The following is an 18256-nucleotide window of genomic DNA, read 5'->3' on the forward strand; positions in this document are numbered from 1 at the left end:
AAATGTTTCCAAATAAGCCGGCTTACAACCGGCTGATATCATTATAAAAAGCCACCGACATCAGACACAGGAGCAAAAACATGCCCACTTTGATGGCTGCAATCTGTATGTTTTCCGGTACCGGTTTACCACTCAGCATTTCGGCGCTGTAAAACAGAATATGGCCGCCATCCAGCATAGGCACCGGTAATAAATTCAGTACCCCCAGCGACACGCTCAGCAACGCCAGGAAGCCAACAAAACTTTCAAAGCCGCCCGAGGCTGAAGCGCCCGCTACTTTAGCAATGGTGATCGGGCCACTCAAGTTCTTAACCGATACATCACCACGGATCATTTTCCACAGCGACTCGAGGGTAAAACCAATCAGATCTGAGGTTTTTTCCAGCCCCAGTACCAGTCCCTGCCACAGGCCAGCATGGGAGGTGCGCAACCAGTCCTGTGGTAATTCAGGTACCTGCACTCCGGCCCCGACAAAACCGATCACCTTGCCATCATCCAGTTGCTTGGCAGCTGGCGTCAGTGTCAGCGTCTGTTGCTGACCATTACGCTCAACGCTTAACAACAGCGCCTGCTCAGGCGCATCACGCACTAATTCAACCCAGTGGTACCAGTCCCGTACCGCAACGTCATTCACCGCCAGCACCTGATCACCACTGCGCATTCCGGCGGCCTGTGCCCGGCCATCCGGCGATAACTCACCAATACGGGCGGCAATATCCAGACGCCGGGGTTCAATTCCTAAACCAGCAATCGGGTCAGGAACGTCGGTGTCCGCCAACCAGCGTTGTACCGATAACGTCAGCGGCCGCTCACGGCCATCAGCCGACAACACCTGCAGCGGAATATCGGCATCTTCACCTAAAAAATTCACCAACTCCCAGCTGACTTCCTGCCAGCTGCTGGTGTCGTTACCGTCTACGGCAATAATTTCATCGCCACTGCGAAGCCCGGCAACCGCCGCCACACTGTTGTCACTTACCGCACCCACGACCGGCACCACCCCGGTGGTACCGGCGACAAACAGAAACCAATAAGCGGCGATAGCAAACAGGAAGTTGGCAACCGGACCGGCGGCGGCAATGGCGATACGCTGCCAGGCTGGCTTACGGGTAAACGCCTGGTCGAGCAGGTGTTCAGGCACCGGAGCTTCACGCTCATCGAGCATTTTAACGTAGCCACCCAGCGGAATCGGGGCAATAGCAAACTCGGTACCGTGCTTGTCATGCCAGGACCATAACGGGTTGCCAAAGCCGACTGAGAAACGCAGCACTTTGACGCCACAACGGCGGGCTACCCAGAAATGTCCGTATTCATGAATCACCACCAGCACACTGATGGCGATAATGAAATATAACAGTGTCACAACGAATCCTCAGCAATAATGCGGCGCGCACATTGGCGCGCCCAGTCATCCGCAGCCAGCACAATATCCAGCTGATCTGTGGGGGCTACAGAATGCCGTTGCATGACCTGTTCAATCAAGACAGGGATGGCGTTAAATGACAATTCTTGCTGTAAAAAAGCGTCAACCGCTACCTCGTTTGCTGCGTTTAATACCGCAGGCATAGTGCCACCGGCAGCAAACGCCTGTCGGGCGAGGCGCAGACAGGGGAACGCATCTTCATCCGGTGGCATAAAATCAAGACGCGCGATGTCGAATAGATCCAGGTGTTTCACACCGGCATCAATTCGTTGTGGCCAGGCCATCCCGTAAGCGATCGGTGTACGCATATCCGGCTGCCCCAGCTGCGCAATGACCGAGCCGTCACAATATTGCACCATCGAATGGATCACGCTTTGTGGGTGCACCACCACCTGTACCTGGTGCGGCAAACAATGAAATAAGAAGCAGGCTTCGATCAGCTCCAGGCCTTTATTCATCAGGGTGGCAGAATCGACCGATATTTTTGCCCCCATTGACCAGTTCGGGTGGGCCACTGCCTGTGCCGGAGTTACCTCCGCCAGCTCAGAGCGTGGTTTACCACGAAATGGACCACCGGACGCGGTGAGCAGAATTTTGTCGATGCCATGCGGCGCAAAGTCACCGCCATAATGTTGTGGCAGGCTCTGAAAAATAGCGTTGTGTTCGCTGTCGATGGGTAATAACTCAGCTCCGCCACGCGCCACCGCGGCCATAAATAAAGGGCCGGCCATCACCAGACTTTCTTTATTGGCCAGTAACACCCGCTTGCCGGCTTCAGCGGCGGCTAAGGATGGCAATAACCCGGCCGCGCCAACGATAGCCGCCATCACCTGCTGTACCTCAGCATGAGAAGCCACCATCGCCAGTGCATCCGCACCACAGAGAATTTCCGTATCCCCGGTATCAGCAGCACCTAAGTGCCGGGCGGCGCTTTCATCCGCCATCACCGCATAACGCGGCCGGAATTCATTAATATCACGCAGCATAATGTCTACACTGCGCGCTGCGGTTAATGCAAAAACCCGGTATTTATCCGGGTGGCGGCGAATTACATCCAGCGTGCTCTGGCCGATCGAGCCGGTAGCCCCCAAAACGGTAATGTTCTGAACCTGTCGAGCCGTCATGAATTACCACTCAGATCAGGCCGTCAGGCGCTGAGTCCCCAGTTAAAGATCAGCATACAAAAGGCAAACACAGGTACCGCCGATGCCATACTGTCGATGCGGTCCAATACACCACCGTGACCGGGCAACAGCTGCGAACTGTCTTTAATACCCCGGTGCCGTTTCATCATACTTTCCACCAGGTCACCCAACACCGACACCACCGCAGTGATCACGGTAATCAGCAGGAACGACAAGGCGAAGCGGCTATCAACCGCCTGGATCTGGCTATTGATATAGCCCAGGAAAGCCACGGCAACCAGCAGACTGGTGGCAAAACCACCCCAGAACCCGGCCCATGATTTACCCGGGCTGACGTTGGGTGCCAGCTTTGCTTTACCCCACTTGCGCCCGGCAAAATACGCACCGGTATCCGCTCCCCAGATAATCAGCATCAGGTAGACAATCAGTAACGAGCTGTGTGGCTGTTGTTTCAGGTGCATAAAACCCACCCACATCGGAATCAGTACACACAATCCCAGTAATGCCCGGATTGGCCGGGCGTGCCACAGCTCGGTACCGCCCGGGTATTGTTTCACCAGCGCAAAAGCTACCGCCCACCAGAGCGTGCCGACGGCGAGGAAATAGATCAGATACTGTTCGTTTACTTTGAGGAAGCGCGCGGTCAGATACAAACAAATAAACATCACCGCGGCGTAAAGTACCCGGCTCCAGTTTTTACGATAGCCGGCAATGTTTGCCCATTCCCAGGCCCCCAGAGTGGCAATCACAGCAATAAAAATCGCGAACTGTTTTAATGGCAAAAAGAAAATGCCAAAAATCATCAGGGGGGCTAACACCAGGGCGGTGATGACGCGTAATTTAGTCACCTTGGTCTTCCTTAAGCTGATCGTCGGTGCGACCAAAACGGCGGGTCCGTTCGGCAAAAGCAGCCAACGCTTTTTTATATTCTTGTTGTTTAAAGTCAGGCCACAACGCATCGGAAAAATAGAACTCACTGTAGGCTGTCTGCCATAACATAAAGTTACTGATACGTTGCTCTCCGCCGGTACGAATCATCAGATCCGGCGCCGGGAACTCACTCAACCAGGTGTAACGGTGAAAGCTCTGTTCGTTGATATCCTCAACGGCCAGTTCTCCCGCCTGAACCGCCGTAGCAATCCGCCGGACAGCCTGCGTAATATCCCACTGGCCGCCATAGTTGGCCGCAATCACCAGCGTCATAGCACTGTTGTTATGGGTCAGCGCTTCGGCATCCCGTACCAGTGTCTGGATCTGCTCATTGAAACCGGACAGATCTCCCATCACCACCAGGCGGATATTGTTTTTATGCAGTTTTTTGACTTCGCGCTGCAGCGCAGCCACAAACAGCTGCATCAGAGCACTGACTTCTTTGGCGGGTCGGCGCCAGTTTTCACTGCTGAAGGCAAACAGCGTCAGCACTTCAACGCCTTCCCGGGCAGAGGTTTCTACAACCGCGCGAACAGCGTCAACGCCGGCTTTATGCCCGGCAACGCCCGGCATAAAACGTTTTTTAGCCCAACGATTGTTGCCATCCATAATAATGGCAACGTGTTTGGGCACCTGGCCCTGAGCGGCCAGGTTATCATCAATACTGGTAGACATAAGCAATGGCCGTCTGAAACACGCGGGCTCAGACCTGCATCAGATCCTTTTCTTTGTCTGCCAGCAGCTGATCCACTTCCGCGATAAATTTATCGGTCAGTTTCTGGATCTGCTCTTCACCGCCACGCTGTTCGTCTTCAGAAATTTCTTTTTCTTTCAGCAGCGCTTTGATGTCGCCGTTCGCATCACGACGGATATTACGCACCGATACCCGGCCTTTTTCTGCTTCCGCACGAGCCTGTTTAATGTATTCCTTACGGGTTTCTTCGGTCAGTGGTGGCATCGGAATACGGATCACATCACCGGAAGTCGCCGGGTTCAGGCCAAGGTTGGCTTTCATGATCGCTTTTTCGATTTCCGGGATCATGTTCTTTTCCCACGGGTTCACCGCCAGGCTGCGGCCATCTTCAACGATGATGTTAGCAACCTGTGCGATAGGGGTATCCGAACCGTAATAGTTGACCATCACACCATCCAGAATGGCTGGAGTGGCACGACCGGTACGCACTTTCTTAAACGCCTCAATCATAGCTGCGACGCTTTTCTTCATGCGCTCTTGGGCATCTTTTTGGATTTCGTTAATCATGCGTTTTCTTCCTCACTGACAATCAGCGTACCGTCATTGCCGCCAGTCAATAATCGCGCCAGTACGCCGGTTTCATTCATATCATATACACGCAGAGGCATGCTGTGATCGCGGGCCAGACAAATGGCCGTCAGATCCATCACACCCAGTTGTTTTTCCAGTACTTCCTGATAGGTCAGGCAGTCGTATTTTTCTGCATTCGGGTCTTTTTTCGGATCCGCAGTATACACACCATCGACATTGGTTGCTTTTAAAACCAGATCGGCGTTAATTTCGATACCCCGCAGGCAAGCTGCAGAATCGGTGGTGAAAAACGGATTGCCGGTACCAGCAGAAAAAATAACCACATCACCGGCATCCAGGGCACGAATGGCGCTACGACGGTCGTAATGATCGACCACACCACTCATCGGAATTGCCGACATTACCCGGGTCGGCATATTGGCACGTTCCAGTGCATCGCGCATTGCCAGGGCATTCATGACCGTGGCCAGCATTCCCATATGATCACCCGCGACCCGATCCAGGCCCGCTTCACTCAATGCTTTGCCGCGGAACAGGTTTCCGCCACCAATTACCAGGCCTACCTGCACACCAATTCCTTTCAGCTGGCCGATCTCCAGTGCCATACGATCGAGCACTTTCGGATCGATACCAAATTCCATTTCACCCATTAAGGCTTCACCACTGAGTTTCAGCAGTACTCGTTTGTATTTAGGGCTTTTCTGTTCGGCCATACAGAATTTCTCCAGATAGACAGGCAATAGTGATGTTTGATTGTTAGAGCCATCATGGCTTTGCTCGCCGGCTTGTGGCCGGTTTCGCCGTGCCTCAGGGATATTCGAGACACAAATATGCCGGGGCAAGCCCGGCATATTATGACATCACCGGGGCGATAAACCCCAGGTGATGGGTCACGGTTATTAACCGTTCAGCTGTGCAGCAACTTCAGCAGCGAAGTCGACTTCTTCAACTTCAATACCTTCGCCCACTTCGATACGAACGAAAGAAACAACTTCAGCACCGGCTTCTTTCGCCAGCTGAGCGATGCTTTGCTCAGGGTTTTTAACGAAAGGCTGTTCCAGCAGGCTGTTTTCTTTCAGGAACTTCTTGATACGGCCGCCCATCATTTTTTCAACGATTTCAGCTGGCTTACCTTCCATATCAGGCTGTGCCTTGATGATGTCTTTCTCTTTTTCCAGCTCAGCTTCTGGCATATCTTCAGGACGCAGAACGCGAGGGTTAACCGCGGTCACATGCATAGCGATATCTTTAGCAACGTCAGCGTTACCGCCTTTCAGCTCAACGATAGCAGCGATTTTACCGTTAGCGTGCAGGTAAGCACCTACAGTTTCGCCTTCAACAACGAAAGCACGACGAACAGTAACGTTTTCACCGATTTTCTGAACCAGAGCCATACGATCGTCTTCCAGCTCACCTTCGGTCAGCTTGGCTACGTCAGCTTCTTTGGTTTCAGCCAGTTTAGCGGCTACTTTATCAGCGAATGCGCCGAAGTTAGCATCGCCTGCTGCGAAGTCAGTTTCAGAGTTAACTTCAACGGCAACCACAACACCGTCGTTAACGATAACGCGTACTTTACCTTCAGCCGCAGTACGACCTGCTTTTTTAGCCGCTTTCAGACCGGAGTTTTTACGCAGGTCTTCAATTGCCTTGTCGATGTCACCGTCGTTAGCTGTCAGAGCTTTTTTACACTCCATCATGCCCAGGCCGGTACGCTCACGCAGCTCTTTTACCATTGCAGCAGAAATTGCCATGTCAAATTCCTCTTTAAAGTATCTCGAATCTTTTATTCAAAAAACGTTTATCCAAAAAAAGGGGGCAAGCCCCCTTTTTCATCAGGCTTCAACGCTTACTCAGCTGCGTCTTGTGCAGGCGCTTCTTCAGCAACTTCAACGAATTCGCTGGCGCTGCCTTGCTTGCCATCCAGAACCGCGTCAGCCATCGCTGTTGCATAGATCTGAATCGCACGGATCGCATCATCGTTGCCCGGAATCACGTAATCGATACCATCTGGGTTAGAGTTAGTATCAACCACACCAACAACCGGGATACCCAGCTTGTTAGCTTCCTGAACAGCGATACGCTCGTGGTCAACGTCGATCACGAATACCAGATCCGGCAGACCGCCCATCTCTTTGATACCACCGATGGAACGTTCTAATTTTTCCATCTCACGGGTACGCATCAGCGCTTCTTTTTTGGTCAGCTGCTCGAAAGTACCATCGCCTTGCTGTGATTCCAGATCACGCAGACGTTTAATGGACTGACGAATGGTCTTGTAGTTGGTCAGCATACCGCCTAACCAACGGTGAGCAACGAACGGCATGTTAGCGCGCTCAGCCTGCTCTTTGATGATTTTACCAGCCGCACGCTTGGTGCCAACGAACAGAACTTTGTTGTTCTTGGCAGACATGCCTTCAACCAGTTGCAGCGCGTCGTTCAGCGCAGGAACGGTGTGCTCCAGGTTGATGATATGAATCTTGTTACGAGCACCAAAGATGTACTTACCCATTTTCGGGTTCCAGTAACGGGTTTGGTGACCGAAGTGAACGCCTGCTTTCAGCAGGTCACGCATGCTTACTTGTGCCATGATATTTCTACCTTAATAATCGGGTTAGGCCTCCACGTATCCATCCTGCCGACCGCTAACAGCAAGCTGTTATCGGCACCCCGGCAACACGTTGTGATACGTGTGTGTTATTTACCACAACAACCTGTGGTTGCTGCGGGCGAATTTCGCGGGCGCTTTATATCACTTTTAGCGAAGTAATACCAGAGCCACCCGGCGATTTCACGGTAACAGCTGAAAATCCTGCGCCGGGGCAGTACAATAGCGTCCTCAGTCCATTACAACAGGTCATTTCACGGGTATGAACGTTACTATCAAAACCGCTGACGAAATCGAAAAAATGCGCATTGCCGGGCGCCTGGCGGCCGAAGCTCTGGAGATGATCGGCGAATACGTCAAACCCGGGGTGACAACCGGTGAACTGGACCGCATCTGCCACGACTATATTGTTAACAACCAACAAGCCATTCCGGCACCGCTGAATTATCGCGGTTTTCCCAAGTCCATCTGTACCTCCGTTAACCATGTAATTTGTCATGGTATTCCCAGTGATGATAAAGCACTGAAAAAAGGCGATATCATCAACATCGATATCACCGTCATCAAAGATGGCTACCACGGCGATACCAGCAAAATGTTCCATGTTGGTGAAGCAACGGCACCTAATAAGCGCTTGGTAGATATCACCCAGGAGTGCCTCTATCTCGGTATCGAGCTGGTGAAACCCGGAACCCGTTTAGGCGATATCGGCGCCGCCATCCAGAAACACGCCGAGCAGAATCACTACTCCATCGTGCGCGAATATTGTGGCCATGGCATCGGCAAAGAATTCCACGAAGACCCACAGGTACTGCACTATGGCAAAGCCGGTACCGGGCTTGAGTTAAAAGAAGGCATGATCTTTACCATCGAGCCAATGGTGAATCAGGGCAGTCGCTTTAACAAACTGATGAAAGACGGCTGGACAGTGGTCACCAAAGACCGCAAGCTGTCGGCCCAATGGGAACACACCATTCTGGTGACTGCCGACGGCTACGAGGTTCTGACCCGCCGCCAGGAAGAGACCCGCTACTGGTAATTGCGACAGCCATGTCAGATTCATATTCACAGCATCCCCCGATGGATACGCCCGCCCTTCAGTTGTTGCAGATTGCTCCCGAGCAGCTGGCGCAACAACTGAAGGACAGCGTCTCGCCGCTGCCGGTGGTTAAGCCTTTACTGGCGGAGCTGCAGGACAATGCGCACCAGTATTTCCGCCAGACGCTGGACGCCGATACCCTGGTCCCGCACCGCGCCCGCCAGATTGACGCAGTATTACGCTGCCTGTGGCACCATCAGGGCCTCAGCAGTGATCAGCTGGCGCTGGTTGCTGTGGGTGGTTATGGCCGTGGCGAGCTGCATCCTCATTCCGATATTGATCTGCTGTTGTTATGTGCCGATGAAGAGGCCATCAATCAACACGCCGAACAGCTACAGGCCTTTATCACTCTGCTGTGGGATCTGAAACTGGATATTGGCCACAGTGTCCGCACCCTGGCGGAATGTTCCGCCGAAGCGCGCAAAGACCTGACCATTATCACCAATATGATGGAGAGCCGTCTGCTGGCCGGCAGCCAACAATTACTGGTGCAGCTACACCGGGCCACTGAAGTCAGTCAGCTTTGGCCCGCCGATGAATTTTTTAATGCCAAATGGCAGGAAATTCAGGAACGTCACAAGAAACACAAAAGCTCCGAATACAACCTCGAACCCAACGTCAAAAACTCCCCCGGCACCCTTCGCGACATCCAGACCATCAGCTGGGTCACCATGCGCCACTTCGGCAATGGCAGCTTACAGGCCCTGCAGGACAAAGGTTTCCTGACCGAATTTGAACACCAGCGCTTAGCCATCAGTATGCAGTTTTTATGGCGCGTACGTTATGCCCTGCATATGGTTGCCGGGCGCGAGGAAGACCGGCTGCTGTTCGACCTGCAGCGTGACGTTGCCGCCCTCCTAGGTTTTGATGATGACGATCGCCAACTGGGGGTAGAACGCTTTATGTCGCAGTTCTACCGCAACCAGCTGGCAACCCTGGAACTCGCCGACCTGCTGTTACTGCACTTCAACGATGACTTCGTAAAGCGCGGCGAAATCAGCGACGTATTGCCACTGAACGAACATTTCTTTTTATGTAATGGCTACCTGCAGTTAAACGACCCCGAGTTATTTGCCCGCGAACCGGCCTGGCTGCTGAAAGTCTTTTTATTAATGGCACAGCACCAGGACGCGAAGGGTATTCATACCAACACCATTCGTGCGTTACGTAAACACCGCCATCTGATTAACGACGAGTTCCGCAGCAACAGCGAACACAATGCGCTGTTTATGCAACTGGTGCGAAACAAGGCCTGCGTGGTCCGGGAGCTGTCGCGCATGATGCGCTATGGTGTGCTGGGGCACTATATCCCGGAGTTTGGCCAGATCATCGGTATGATGGAACACGACCTGTTCCATATTTACACCGTCGACGAACACAGCCTGCGTATGACCCGCATGTTGCGCCAGTTTCGTTTCGGTGAAGAAGTACGGGAAAAATTCCCCATCGCTTCACGCCTGATTCACCGGGTACAGAAAAAAGAACTGCTGTATCTGACCGCGCTGCTGCACGACACCGGCAAAAGCCAGCAAGGTGATCACTGTGCCAACGGCGCTGACATTGCGCGTAACTTCTGCCGCCAGCACAATCTGCGGCCAACCGACTCCCATATCGTGGTGTGGCTGATTGAAAACCACCTGCTGATGAGTAACGCTTCTCAGCGACTCGACCTCAGCAACCCGGAGGATATCCACCAGTTTGCGCTGGAAGTGGGCGACCAGAACCATCTGGAAATGTTGTACCTGATTTCAGTGGCGGATATTTTCACCACCAACCCCAATCTCTGGACCAGCTGGCGCGCCGAACAAATGCGCCAGCTGTACGATAATACCAAAGCGGCATTACGCCGTGGCCTGGCCAACCCTATAAATAAAGACGATGTTATTACTGAAATTCAGCAGGAAATTCATGACCAGCTACTGGCGAAAGGGATGTCGGAACAGCGCATTGCCCAGCTGCTGGGCGAGCCCGGCGACGATTATTTCCTGCGTGAAGGTGTGGATAATATCGTTTGGCACTGCAGTGAAATTGATCGCCACGGCAACAGCGAAAGTCCTCTGGTGTCCATTCGTCAGACCAGTAATCTCGAATTCGAAGGCGCAACCCAGATCTTTATTTTTATGAAAGATCAGCCCAATTTGTTTGCAGTAACCACCGCAACCCTCGACCAGCTTAACCTGAATATTCAGGATGCCCGCATCATGACCTCAGAGGGCGAACATAATGCCGTCGACACCTATATAGTACTGGATGAAAACAACCAGTCGATTGAAGATCCCGCGCGGCTGGAAAAAATCCGTACCACACTGCAGCAGGCGTTATCTAAGCCCGACGAATTCACCACCATCATCATGCGCCGCACACCGCGTATGCTGAAACAGTTTGAAGTAGAAACCCAGGTCACCATGAGTAACGACCCACTGATGCTGCGTACAGTGCTGGAAGTAACCGCCGCTGACCGACCGGGTTTGTTAGCCCGCATGGGGGCCATTTTTGCCGAGTTTGGTGCTCAGATGCAGGGGGCAAAAATTCTTACCGAAGGTGAACAGGTCTCGGATATTTTTTATATTGTCGATGAAACCGGCCAGCCATTTTCGGATGCAGAACGTTGCGAAGACCTACGCGAAGCCATCATCATGGGACTGGAAGAACAGGTGGAAGCGCAGTCGGCGGTTTAAATCTGAGCCGCTGCGCCACGTTCTCAGAAGCGCAAACCAAATACACCAATATATTCATCGTAATAAAACGTCTGATCCGCTTTATCACCGCGATTACTGGTCAATACGTCGTTCATATCCGCATAACCAAACTTGCCCATAAAGCGGAAAAAGAAATCTTTCCACAGGGTTGCTTCGAGCCCGATTTTGACCAGCGTACTGTAACCGGCAACATGCCACTCATCGTTACGTTCACCACTCAGTAGCTTAACGTTGCTTTTCGGATACAACACACCTCCGCCAAAACCTGCCAGTAATGCCAGATCCATTCGATCCTGCCAGTTCCACAACGGCAGATACCCTTCGGTTTCCAGAGAAATCAGATTAAAACCATCGGTATGCTCATACGTCAGAAAGTCATTACTCAATACTTCACGGTCGCCCGCCTGATAACGACGCTCAAACCCGGCACGATCGATATAACCACTGGCCGCAACACTCTGGTTTTGCTCCATGACATATTTCATATGGTCAAACCCGAGTGACAACGACCAGTTATCACGCAGAAAATACCCCACACGCCAGTTGTACTGCGGAATCGTTAAGCGCATCGGATTCAGGTAAGAATGGTGAATCTGATAAAAATTCACATCGTTCTGTCTGTCTTTAGCACTGACGTTGTGCAGCGTAAAATCGTGATCATCACCATTAAAATGAATGTCACTGTTAGAGTAAGTTGCATTATTCCAGCCCCAGTATCCGTACCAGTCTCCCTGCTTCCTCATAGCTGCCTGAACCGGGATTGCAATTAAAAGAATAAAAAAAGGGAAGAACAGTTTCTTCCCCGGAATGTTTGCCAACTTCATACTTCTGACCGTTGTTGAATAGCGTGCATTATCACACTGCGCTATTTTACGCCCCTGTTTTTCGGCTATTTAGTCAACAAATGCAGGACAACCTGTTCAGCAAATTCGCCTGTTCTTCTGAATAAAGCTATGAATGACACGAACAGTCGCTATAACGGCCTTTTTTCGGAAAAAACGAAGGGTTTCTGCCGTTTTTACGACTCATTTTTCACTGAAATTTCCGCTACGCTGGTATTAATAACAGGAGTCGATTATGGAAACTCAGGTAAAACAAATTGTTCCAGCTCACCCTGCCGCTGATGGCGACGGGGTAAAAATTCAGCGTACCAGCTTATTTAATCAACCCGTTGCCGATCCTTTCCTGCTGCTGGATGAACTGGGGTCTGATAACCCCGAAGATTATATCGGCGGTTTCCCGCCCCATCCGCATCGCGGCATGGAGACCCTGACCTACCTGAAACAAGGCAGTCTTACTCATACCGACCATATGGGAAATAAAGGCGCAATCAGCAGTGGCGGTGCACAATGGATGTCGGCCGGACGTGGTGTTATTCACAGTGAAATGCCGGCCCGCGAGCAACAACGCCTGCATGGCTTTCAGCTGTGGATTAACCTGCCGGCCAGCCAGAAAATGCAGCCTCCGCAATATCGTGATATTGAACGTCAGCAAATGACTGAAGCGACACTCGGCAATGGTGGTTACGCCACCATCATTGCCGGAGCCTGGCAGCTGAACCAGCAACAATATCAGGGGCCACTCACCACGCTGGCCGCCGATGCCCGTTATCTGGATGCGTTTTTACCGGCTGGCGAAAGCCTGTCGGTTAGCCTGCCGGAAAATTACACCCTGCTGGCCTATGTCTATCAGGGCCAGCTGAATACCCGCATCAGCAGTGGTTCGCAGATGCTGGTTGTGATCGACCATCAGGGCACGGCAGACATCCATGCCACTCAGGACTCATCATTTTTATTATTGGCGGGACAACCCCTGGCTGAACCGGTTGCCCATTACGGGCCGTTTGTGATGAACACGAGCGAAGAAATAGAGCAGGCGATACGCGATTATCAGAACGGCACCCTGGCGCTCTGATCCTAGGTAAAAAAAATCCGGCTAATGCCGGATTTTTTGTTTCACAACCGTTTTCGGTTATGACTGTTTCTTTTTAATCGGAGCAAAACCATCACTGTCCATCAGGTTGGACTTCTGCTCTTTAGGACGAGAAGGTCGTGGACCCGCCTTTTTCTTATCAGAACCTTTTTTCACCGATTTTTTCGCCTGAGCTTTACGTACAGCGGGTTTCGGTTTCTTTTTACCCGCAGCCTTGCCGGATGCTTTTACTTTTTTCGGGCCGCGATATTTGCCTTTCAGGCCATCAATTTCACGCGCTTCCATCTGTTGATTCAGATAACGCTCAATAGCTGCTTTCAGATTCCACTCATTAGCCGCAATCAGACTGATCGCCAGACCGGCCTTGCCCGCCCGTCCGGTACGGCCGATGCGGTGCACGTATTCATCACCTTTACGCGCCAGATCATAGTTCACCACCAGATCCATACCTTCAACATCCAGCCCGCGGGCCGCCACGTCGGTCGCTACCAGCACACTACGCTTTCCCTGCCGCAATGATTGCATCACGTAGTTGCGTTCGTCCTGGGTCATTTCACCATGCAGCGTAGCAATGTCAGTGCGATGGCGGCGTAAGAATTCGGCCAGTCGTTCTGCTTCATCACGGCGATTCACAAAAATAATCGCTTTATCATAGCGCTCGTTGGCCAGCAGCCAGGTCAGCAAGCGGTCTTTATGGGCATTATCATCTGCCAGAATACGCTGCTGACGAATAAACTCATGCTGCTGCTGCACACTGTGGGTGGTAATTTGCTGCGGATCGTTCAGCATCTGCCGGGCAATCCGCCCCACCCCCTCATGACGTAAAGTGGCGGATAACATAAAGGTCTGACGTTGCTTGCTACAGCAACTGACCACCATATCCATGTCTTCCGCAAAGCCCATATCGAGCATGCGATCCGCTTCATCAAGAATCAGAAATTCCAGATCCCCTAATTCCGCCGTATCACGCTTCAGATGGTCAACCAGACGACCCGGAGTGGCCACTATGATTTCCGGATTTTTACGCAGAATCGCCGCCTGATATTTAAACTCTTCACCACCGGTTAATGAGCCTACTTCCAGCTGAGTCAGATCCGTAAACACCTTACAGCTTTTGAATACCTGTTTTGCCAGCTCCCGGGTTGGAACCAGCACCAGGGCACGGGTGGCTGACTGCGGTGCCGGGTTATCCAGCAACTGCTGCATCACCGGCAACAGGTAGGCCAGTGTTTTACCCGAACCCGTTTCGGCACACACCTGCAGGTCGTGGCCGGCCATTGCCAACGGCAATACCTCGCGCTGCACTTCGGTCGGCTCAGTGATGGCCTGTTTCTCCAGACCTAATAATAAACGCGGGTTAAATTCGATATCAGCAAACAAGGGAAAAGCTCTCGGATTGGATTACCGTCATTATAACAGTCCGGCTGGCCGATGACCTAACGCCCTTGCCAGGCCAGTATCGCCTGCTCACTACATAAACGTGCCCAGCTATCCTGCTCAAACAGTGACTTAACCGGATAGTTTAAGTACGATAGTCCCATCAAAATAACAATAACAGGTACTCACCATGAAGCGCCTTTTCACAACCCTGATGCTACTGTGTGCGTTTTCGGCCGCTATCAGCGCCGAGGAGTTTAACGATCCGGTTAACGATTTCAGCTGGCAACCTTTCCCATACAGCAGCGAGCCCTATCAATATTCGGACGAGAGTCTGCAGGAGAACTGGTACTGGCTGACCCGGGCGACCGACTATCCGTTCCCCGATGCGACCTATCTCACTACCGTACTGGACGGCAATGCCGAACTCAAACTGGCCACTCCAACATTTGAATCGGTAGAACAACTCGCCACCGACCTGCAAAACGCCTGGAAAGCGTTTTTCCGTGGTGACTTTCAGGCGGCCGCTCAACAAGGTTATGACCTCGGGCCACTCGGGCACGGTGTCGCTTTTTATTCCCAGGCAACTTACGGCCTCAGGCTGGAAGACGATAAAGCCAAACGCCATGCGCTATGGGAAGACATTATCGAGCGCCATGAAAAAAACCAGCAATTAACCAGTCACGATATTATGGCGCGTTATTTTGCATTCTACGCCATGGCAAGATTAAGCGAAGAAATCTCTGCCCCGGTTGTACTGACCCGCGGCTATATGGACACCATGTCAGAAGAACTGGCGGCAATGATTAAAGCGGAACCTTATAATGTCTTCGTGTTGGCTGCCAAAGGTTCAATGGACGCTGGTATTGTGCGCAAGATGGGCAGCTTTATGGGACGTATGGCATACGGGGCTGACGATGATATTGTGGAAAATTATTATTCTGCCGCCCTGGCCCAGAATCGCCGCATCGCCAACGTTCATCTGGAAGCGGCACTCAGCCTGCTGTATATCCATAAACGCAAAGCACTCGACCGGGCGCTGGAACAAATGCGTATCGCCGCAGAGATCAAACCACTTTCTGCGATGGAAGCTCTGGATGGTTTTCATGCCCGACAGCAGCTCAAAGAACTGCAGTCGATCAAAGACAAAAACGGAATTGGCTTACGGGATTACATCAAACGCGGTACCGAAGCCGGTAAGACCTACTATCTGTAAATAAAGGGCCCTGCGGGCCCTTGCAGCTGCAACCTCAGTCAGCGCTGGCTGACTGGCGGTAGCGATAAGACACACTTATCTGATCCCCGGCCTGTGGCTTAGCGGCTCCGAAAAAGGCCAGCGTCCGTAAACCCTCATTGTATTGCCAACCATTCACAGAGCTTTCGTTTACCAGATTTCCTTCGACACTAACTTCCAGCGTATTGCGGATAATCGGTTGCGCCAGTGTAATCCTGGAGCTGGCACTGCCGGCATTTAACGCAATTTTTTCCATGATAGTGTCAAATACCTGAAGGTTATCAATATCGGCATAACTACCTGCCGTGTTATTAGAAAGCTCGATATAATCCTCACCGCGATAATCATCTTTAACGATGGAATACACCTGATAATTACGATCAATAAACAGGTTATTGGCCAGATCAAACGCTGTGCTATTACTGGCATAACGTGAATATTGGTCTGATTCATCAGATAACATAATCACAGATACAGAAGCATCTGCACGCGGATAACCTGCAGTAACGACTGAACCAGATTGAGCATCACCCAGCGCCGTATCAAACAGCGCCTGCTCAGCATGATAAATACCACTTTCTGTTGCACTGCCACCGGTACCCGGTTTGACGTCTGCTTTCAGTTCTTCGGTAGACGCTGTGAAGCCACCGTCTGCATTGCTATCAATTAACTCTGAAGAATCTGTCGTTATGGTTGCAAACTCTGCATCCAGGCCGCTGGTTGTAATCGCATTTACAAAAGCATCAACGGCGGTACTGATGGCATCCTGATCGTCGCTCATACTGCCTGAGTTATCAATTACGAACAGAAAGTCGGCTTTATCGGTCGAGCCTTTAGCGGAGAAACGTTCACCACCAGATAAAATAACATCGCCTTTATTACTGACCGAAGAAGTACTGGTTATCCCTTGTGATACAGAGGCATAGGCATTAGCCATTTCATTCGGCACAACCGCCGCAAGAATCAGAACATTATTATTTTCTTCACTGTCTGCTTCCGCTTCGCGATAAGAAACACCAATCAATACCTGAAATTCGGTGGCACTGGCTTCGCCTTCCAGTGGTTGTGGTGGCGTTGTCAGTTCACCACTCTCAGAGGACTGTTCCAACGCAGCACCGTTGATCATTACCGTAGCCAACTCTGTCACCGTCTGAGTAACCGAGCCAGAATAGAGATAAGTCGCAATCACCTCATTAGTGTTCAGGTCTTGCTTGAAAACCGTCGCCAGGTTATTTAACCCCAGGCTGCTTTTGACGGTCTCGACAACATCATCTACATCCATCTCGCCAGAATAGGCATCACGCTCAGCTATAAAAGCAACGACATCCCTGGCAGAGTAGGTTGTCACCACCGATGAAGGGATATTAGCCAGAGAATCACCGGCGGAAAAAACGTGACCATCAAAATAAGGATCTGTCGCGGTCAGTGATCCCATTCCGTCCGGCACATAAATGTCATAACTATCCGTGCTGAAAATTTCATCTTTTTTCGCGGCATCCGCTTGTGGTAAGTCGAAATCAAATGAGTCGCCACCACAACTTGCCAGCAACAGAGTAGCTGCTGATAAAGCAAACTTAGCTGTTTTTTTCATATCCATCTCCTCCGGTAATCCAGAGCCGGTTTTAACAATGAAAAGTTCGATGAGAGGAAAGCGGCCGGGTACCACAAGTGCCTTCGGGCGGCACATGAAACACCGGATGATCAGCTTAATCGTCGCTGAAACTGAGGTTTGTATGATTTCCCTTCATCCCCGTCTGCAGAACTCCTATATGTATATGCAGACGCCGTGATAATAGCAAATAAAGCAGTCACTTTCATCCAGTAGCTGGTTACTACAGGTAGGAGCGGACTTTCCCAAAAGCATTACAGCACTGGAGATGATCGCTCAGGGGATCATTGATCCGGCTTAACGGTGACACTTTTCGGGGACAAGGTCCCCTCCCACGATGTGTATTCATCGTGGTTGCTACAGGTAGGAGCGGACCCTGTCCGCGATGTGTAGTCATCGTAGTTGCTACAGGTAGGAGCGGACCCTGTCCGCGATAATTAAGGCAAGCCAGAACGAGAAAAGCCCTGACCATTTACATGATCAGGGCTTTTGGATAAAAGCTTGACGATGACCTACTCTCACATGGGGAAGCCCCACACTACCATCGGCGATGCTGCGTTTCACTTCTGAGTTCGGAATGGATTCAGGTGGTTCCACAGCTCTATTGTCGTCAAGCAAACTTGTATGCATTGTGGCCGTCTTACGCTTTCTGCGACTACGTTGCAAATAAGGTTGGATACATGAGTTTTTTTAAGTTGTTCACTTAAAAAGAGATTCTCAAACGAACCGGCGGTGCCGATTGTTTGTTACTCTGTTTTATTCAGAGCTGGCTTGTGCTCTTTAGTGTTTAACTAAAGGCTCCCACCCAAGTTTGGGTGTTATATGGTCAAGCCTCACGGGCAATTAGTATCAGTTAGCTCAACGCCTCGCAACGCTTACACACCTGACCTATCAACCTTGTAGTCTTCAAGGGCCCTA

The 18256-nt window shown here is 51.4% G+C and carries 15 protein-coding genes and 2 rRNA genes; 4 read left to right on the forward strand and 13 right to left on the reverse strand.

Annotated elements, in window-relative coordinates:
• Positions 1 to 22: 22 nt before the first annotated feature.
• The 8 genes from rseP to rpsB form a co-directional block, all read right to left on the reverse strand.
• Positions 23 to 1363: an RIP metalloprotease RseP gene (gene rseP, locus ACFOMG_RS13965; protein ID WP_376867474.1), complete on the reverse strand. Its 1341-nt coding sequence runs from the start codon at positions 1361 to 1363 to the stop codon at positions 23 to 25.
• The gene (gene ispC, locus ACFOMG_RS13970; RefSeq protein ID WP_376867476.1) at positions 1360 to 2547 is read right to left on the reverse strand and encodes a 1-deoxy-D-xylulose-5-phosphate reductoisomerase; all 1188 of its coding nucleotides are present in this window, start codon (positions 2545 to 2547) and stop codon (positions 1360 to 1362) included. The genes rseP and ispC overlap by 4 nt, the downstream gene beginning before the upstream one ends.
• 23 nt (positions 2548 to 2570) lie before the next feature.
• Positions 2571 to 3416 carry a phosphatidate cytidylyltransferase gene (locus ACFOMG_RS13975; protein ID WP_376867477.1) on the reverse strand — a complete coding sequence of 282 codons (846 nt, stop codon included), beginning with the start codon at positions 3414 to 3416 and terminating at the stop codon, positions 2571 to 2573.
• Positions 3409 to 4173 carry an isoprenyl transferase gene (locus ACFOMG_RS13980; RefSeq protein ID WP_376867478.1) on the reverse strand — a complete coding sequence of 255 codons (765 nt, stop codon included), beginning with the start codon at positions 4171 to 4173 and terminating at the stop codon, positions 3409 to 3411. Before ACFOMG_RS13980 ends, ACFOMG_RS13975 begins: the two co-directional genes overlap by 8 nt.
• A gap of 28 nt (positions 4174 to 4201) precedes the next feature.
• On the reverse strand, positions 4202 to 4759 hold the full coding sequence (frr, locus tag ACFOMG_RS13985) for a ribosome recycling factor (RefSeq protein ID WP_376867479.1): 558 nt from the start codon (positions 4757 to 4759) through the stop codon (positions 4202 to 4204).
• The gene (gene pyrH, locus ACFOMG_RS13990) at positions 4756 to 5496 is read right to left on the reverse strand and encodes a UMP kinase (protein ID WP_376867480.1); all 741 of its coding nucleotides are present in this window, start codon (positions 5494 to 5496) and stop codon (positions 4756 to 4758) included. Before pyrH ends, frr begins: the two co-directional genes overlap by 4 nt.
• 186 nt (positions 5497 to 5682) lie before the next feature.
• Entirely contained in the window at positions 5683 to 6534 is an 852-nt protein-coding gene (gene tsf, locus ACFOMG_RS13995; protein ID WP_376867481.1) for a translation elongation factor Ts, read from the reverse strand.
• A gap of 95 nt (positions 6535 to 6629) precedes the next feature.
• On the reverse strand, positions 6630 to 7370 hold the full coding sequence (gene rpsB, locus ACFOMG_RS14000) for a 30S ribosomal protein S2 (protein ID WP_376867483.1): 741 nt from the start codon (positions 7368 to 7370) through the stop codon (positions 6630 to 6632).
• A 280-nt stretch (positions 7371 to 7650) separates the two neighbouring features.
• Between rpsB and map the strand changes: the two genes are divergently transcribed.
• Together map and glnD are read left to right on the forward strand one after the other, a co-directional pair.
• Positions 7651 to 8427, forward strand: coding sequence for a type I methionyl aminopeptidase (map, locus tag ACFOMG_RS14005; RefSeq protein ID WP_376867484.1), 777 nt, complete (start codon positions 7651 to 7653; stop codon positions 8425 to 8427).
• A gap of 41 nt (positions 8428 to 8468) precedes the next feature.
• Positions 8469 to 11165, forward strand: a complete 2697-nt coding sequence (gene glnD, locus ACFOMG_RS14010) for a [protein-PII] uridylyltransferase (protein WP_376867485.1) — start codon at positions 8469 to 8471, stop codon at positions 11163 to 11165.
• Positions 11166 to 11188: 23 nt separating this feature from the next.
• Here glnD and ACFOMG_RS14015 read toward each other — a convergent pair whose 3' ends face one another.
• Positions 11189 to 12010 (reverse strand): hypothetical protein, encoded by an 822-nt coding sequence (locus tag ACFOMG_RS14015; RefSeq protein ID WP_376867486.1) that lies wholly within the window; start codon positions 12008 to 12010, stop codon positions 11189 to 11191.
• Between the two features lie 253 nt (positions 12011 to 12263).
• Here ACFOMG_RS14015 and ACFOMG_RS14020 point away from each other — a divergent pair, with 253 nt between their 5' ends.
• A complete protein-coding gene (locus ACFOMG_RS14020; RefSeq protein ID WP_376867487.1) occupies positions 12264 to 13100 on the forward strand; it encodes a pirin family protein in 837 nt (278 codons plus the stop codon).
• Between the two features lie 57 nt (positions 13101 to 13157).
• Here ACFOMG_RS14020 and ACFOMG_RS14025 read toward each other — a convergent pair whose 3' ends face one another.
• Positions 13158 to 14498, reverse strand: coding sequence for a DEAD/DEAH box helicase (locus ACFOMG_RS14025; RefSeq protein ID WP_376867488.1), 1341 nt, complete (start codon positions 14496 to 14498; stop codon positions 13158 to 13160).
• Between the two features lie 187 nt (positions 14499 to 14685).
• On the opposite strand from ACFOMG_RS14025, the gene ACFOMG_RS14030 reads away from it, so the two are divergent.
• Positions 14686 to 15711 carry a hypothetical protein gene (locus ACFOMG_RS14030; RefSeq protein WP_376867489.1) on the forward strand — a complete coding sequence of 342 codons (1026 nt, stop codon included), beginning with the start codon at positions 14686 to 14688 and terminating at the stop codon, positions 15709 to 15711.
• A 34-nt stretch (positions 15712 to 15745) separates the two neighbouring features.
• Here ACFOMG_RS14030 and ACFOMG_RS14035 read toward each other — a convergent pair whose 3' ends face one another.
• The 3 genes from ACFOMG_RS14035 to ACFOMG_RS14045 all read right to left on the reverse strand — a co-directional run.
• Positions 15746 to 17320: a vWA domain-containing protein gene (locus tag ACFOMG_RS14035; RefSeq protein WP_376867491.1), complete on the reverse strand. Its 1575-nt coding sequence runs from the start codon at positions 17318 to 17320 to the stop codon at positions 15746 to 15748.
• Between the two features lie 517 nt (positions 17321 to 17837).
• Positions 17838 to 17953: ribosomal RNA gene (gene rrf / locus ACFOMG_RS14040) — 5S ribosomal RNA — on the reverse strand.
• A 207-nt stretch (positions 17954 to 18160) separates the two neighbouring features.
• Positions 18161 to 18256: ribosomal RNA gene (locus ACFOMG_RS14045) — 23S ribosomal RNA — on the reverse strand; the annotation flags it as partial.

It is taken from the genome of Bacterioplanoides pacificum (genome assembly GCF_042648445.1).
Taxonomy (GTDB): domain Bacteria; phylum Pseudomonadota; class Gammaproteobacteria; order Pseudomonadales; family Oceanobacteraceae; genus Bacterioplanoides; species Bacterioplanoides pacificum.

What these genes read in the sequence shown, in the direction of transcription:
- rpsB (WP_376867483.1), bottom strand. Translation starts at nt 7,370, where the DNA reads ATGGCACAAGTAAGCATGCGTGACCTGCTGAAAGCAGGCGTTCACTTC.
- tsf (WP_376867481.1), bottom strand. Translation starts at nt 6,534, where the DNA reads ATGGCAATTTCTGCTGCAATGGTAAAAGAGCTGCGTGAGCGTACCGGC.
- ACFOMG_RS14020 (WP_376867487.1), top strand. Translation starts at nt 12,264, where the DNA reads ATGGAAACTCAGGTAAAACAAATTGTTCCAGCTCACCCTGCCGCTGAT.
- glnD (WP_376867485.1), top strand. Translation starts at nt 8,469, where the DNA reads ATGGATACGCCCGCCCTTCAGTTGTTGCAGATTGCTCCCGAGCAGCTG.
- ispC (WP_376867476.1), bottom strand. Translation starts at nt 2,547, where the DNA reads ATGACGGCTCGACAGGTTCAGAACATTACCGTTTTGGGGGCTACCGGC.
- ACFOMG_RS14035 (WP_376867491.1), bottom strand. Translation starts at nt 17,320, where the DNA reads ATGAAAAAAACAGCTAAGTTTGCTTTATCAGCAGCTACTCTGTTGCTG.
- pyrH (WP_376867480.1), bottom strand. Translation starts at nt 5,496, where the DNA reads ATGGCCGAACAGAAAAGCCCTAAATACAAACGAGTACTGCTGAAACTC.
- frr (WP_376867479.1), bottom strand. Translation starts at nt 4,759, where the DNA reads ATGATTAACGAAATCCAAAAAGATGCCCAAGAGCGCATGAAGAAAAGC.
- ACFOMG_RS14015 (WP_376867486.1), bottom strand. Translation starts at nt 12,010, where the DNA reads ATGAAGTTGGCAAACATTCCGGGGAAGAAACTGTTCTTCCCTTTTTTT.
- ACFOMG_RS14030 (WP_376867489.1), top strand. Translation starts at nt 14,686, where the DNA reads ATGAAGCGCCTTTTCACAACCCTGATGCTACTGTGTGCGTTTTCGGCC.
- map (WP_376867484.1), top strand. Translation starts at nt 7,651, where the DNA reads ATGAACGTTACTATCAAAACCGCTGACGAAATCGAAAAAATGCGCATT.
- ACFOMG_RS13980 (WP_376867478.1), bottom strand. Translation starts at nt 4,173, where the DNA reads ATGTCTACCAGTATTGATGATAACCTGGCCGCTCAGGGCCAGGTGCCC.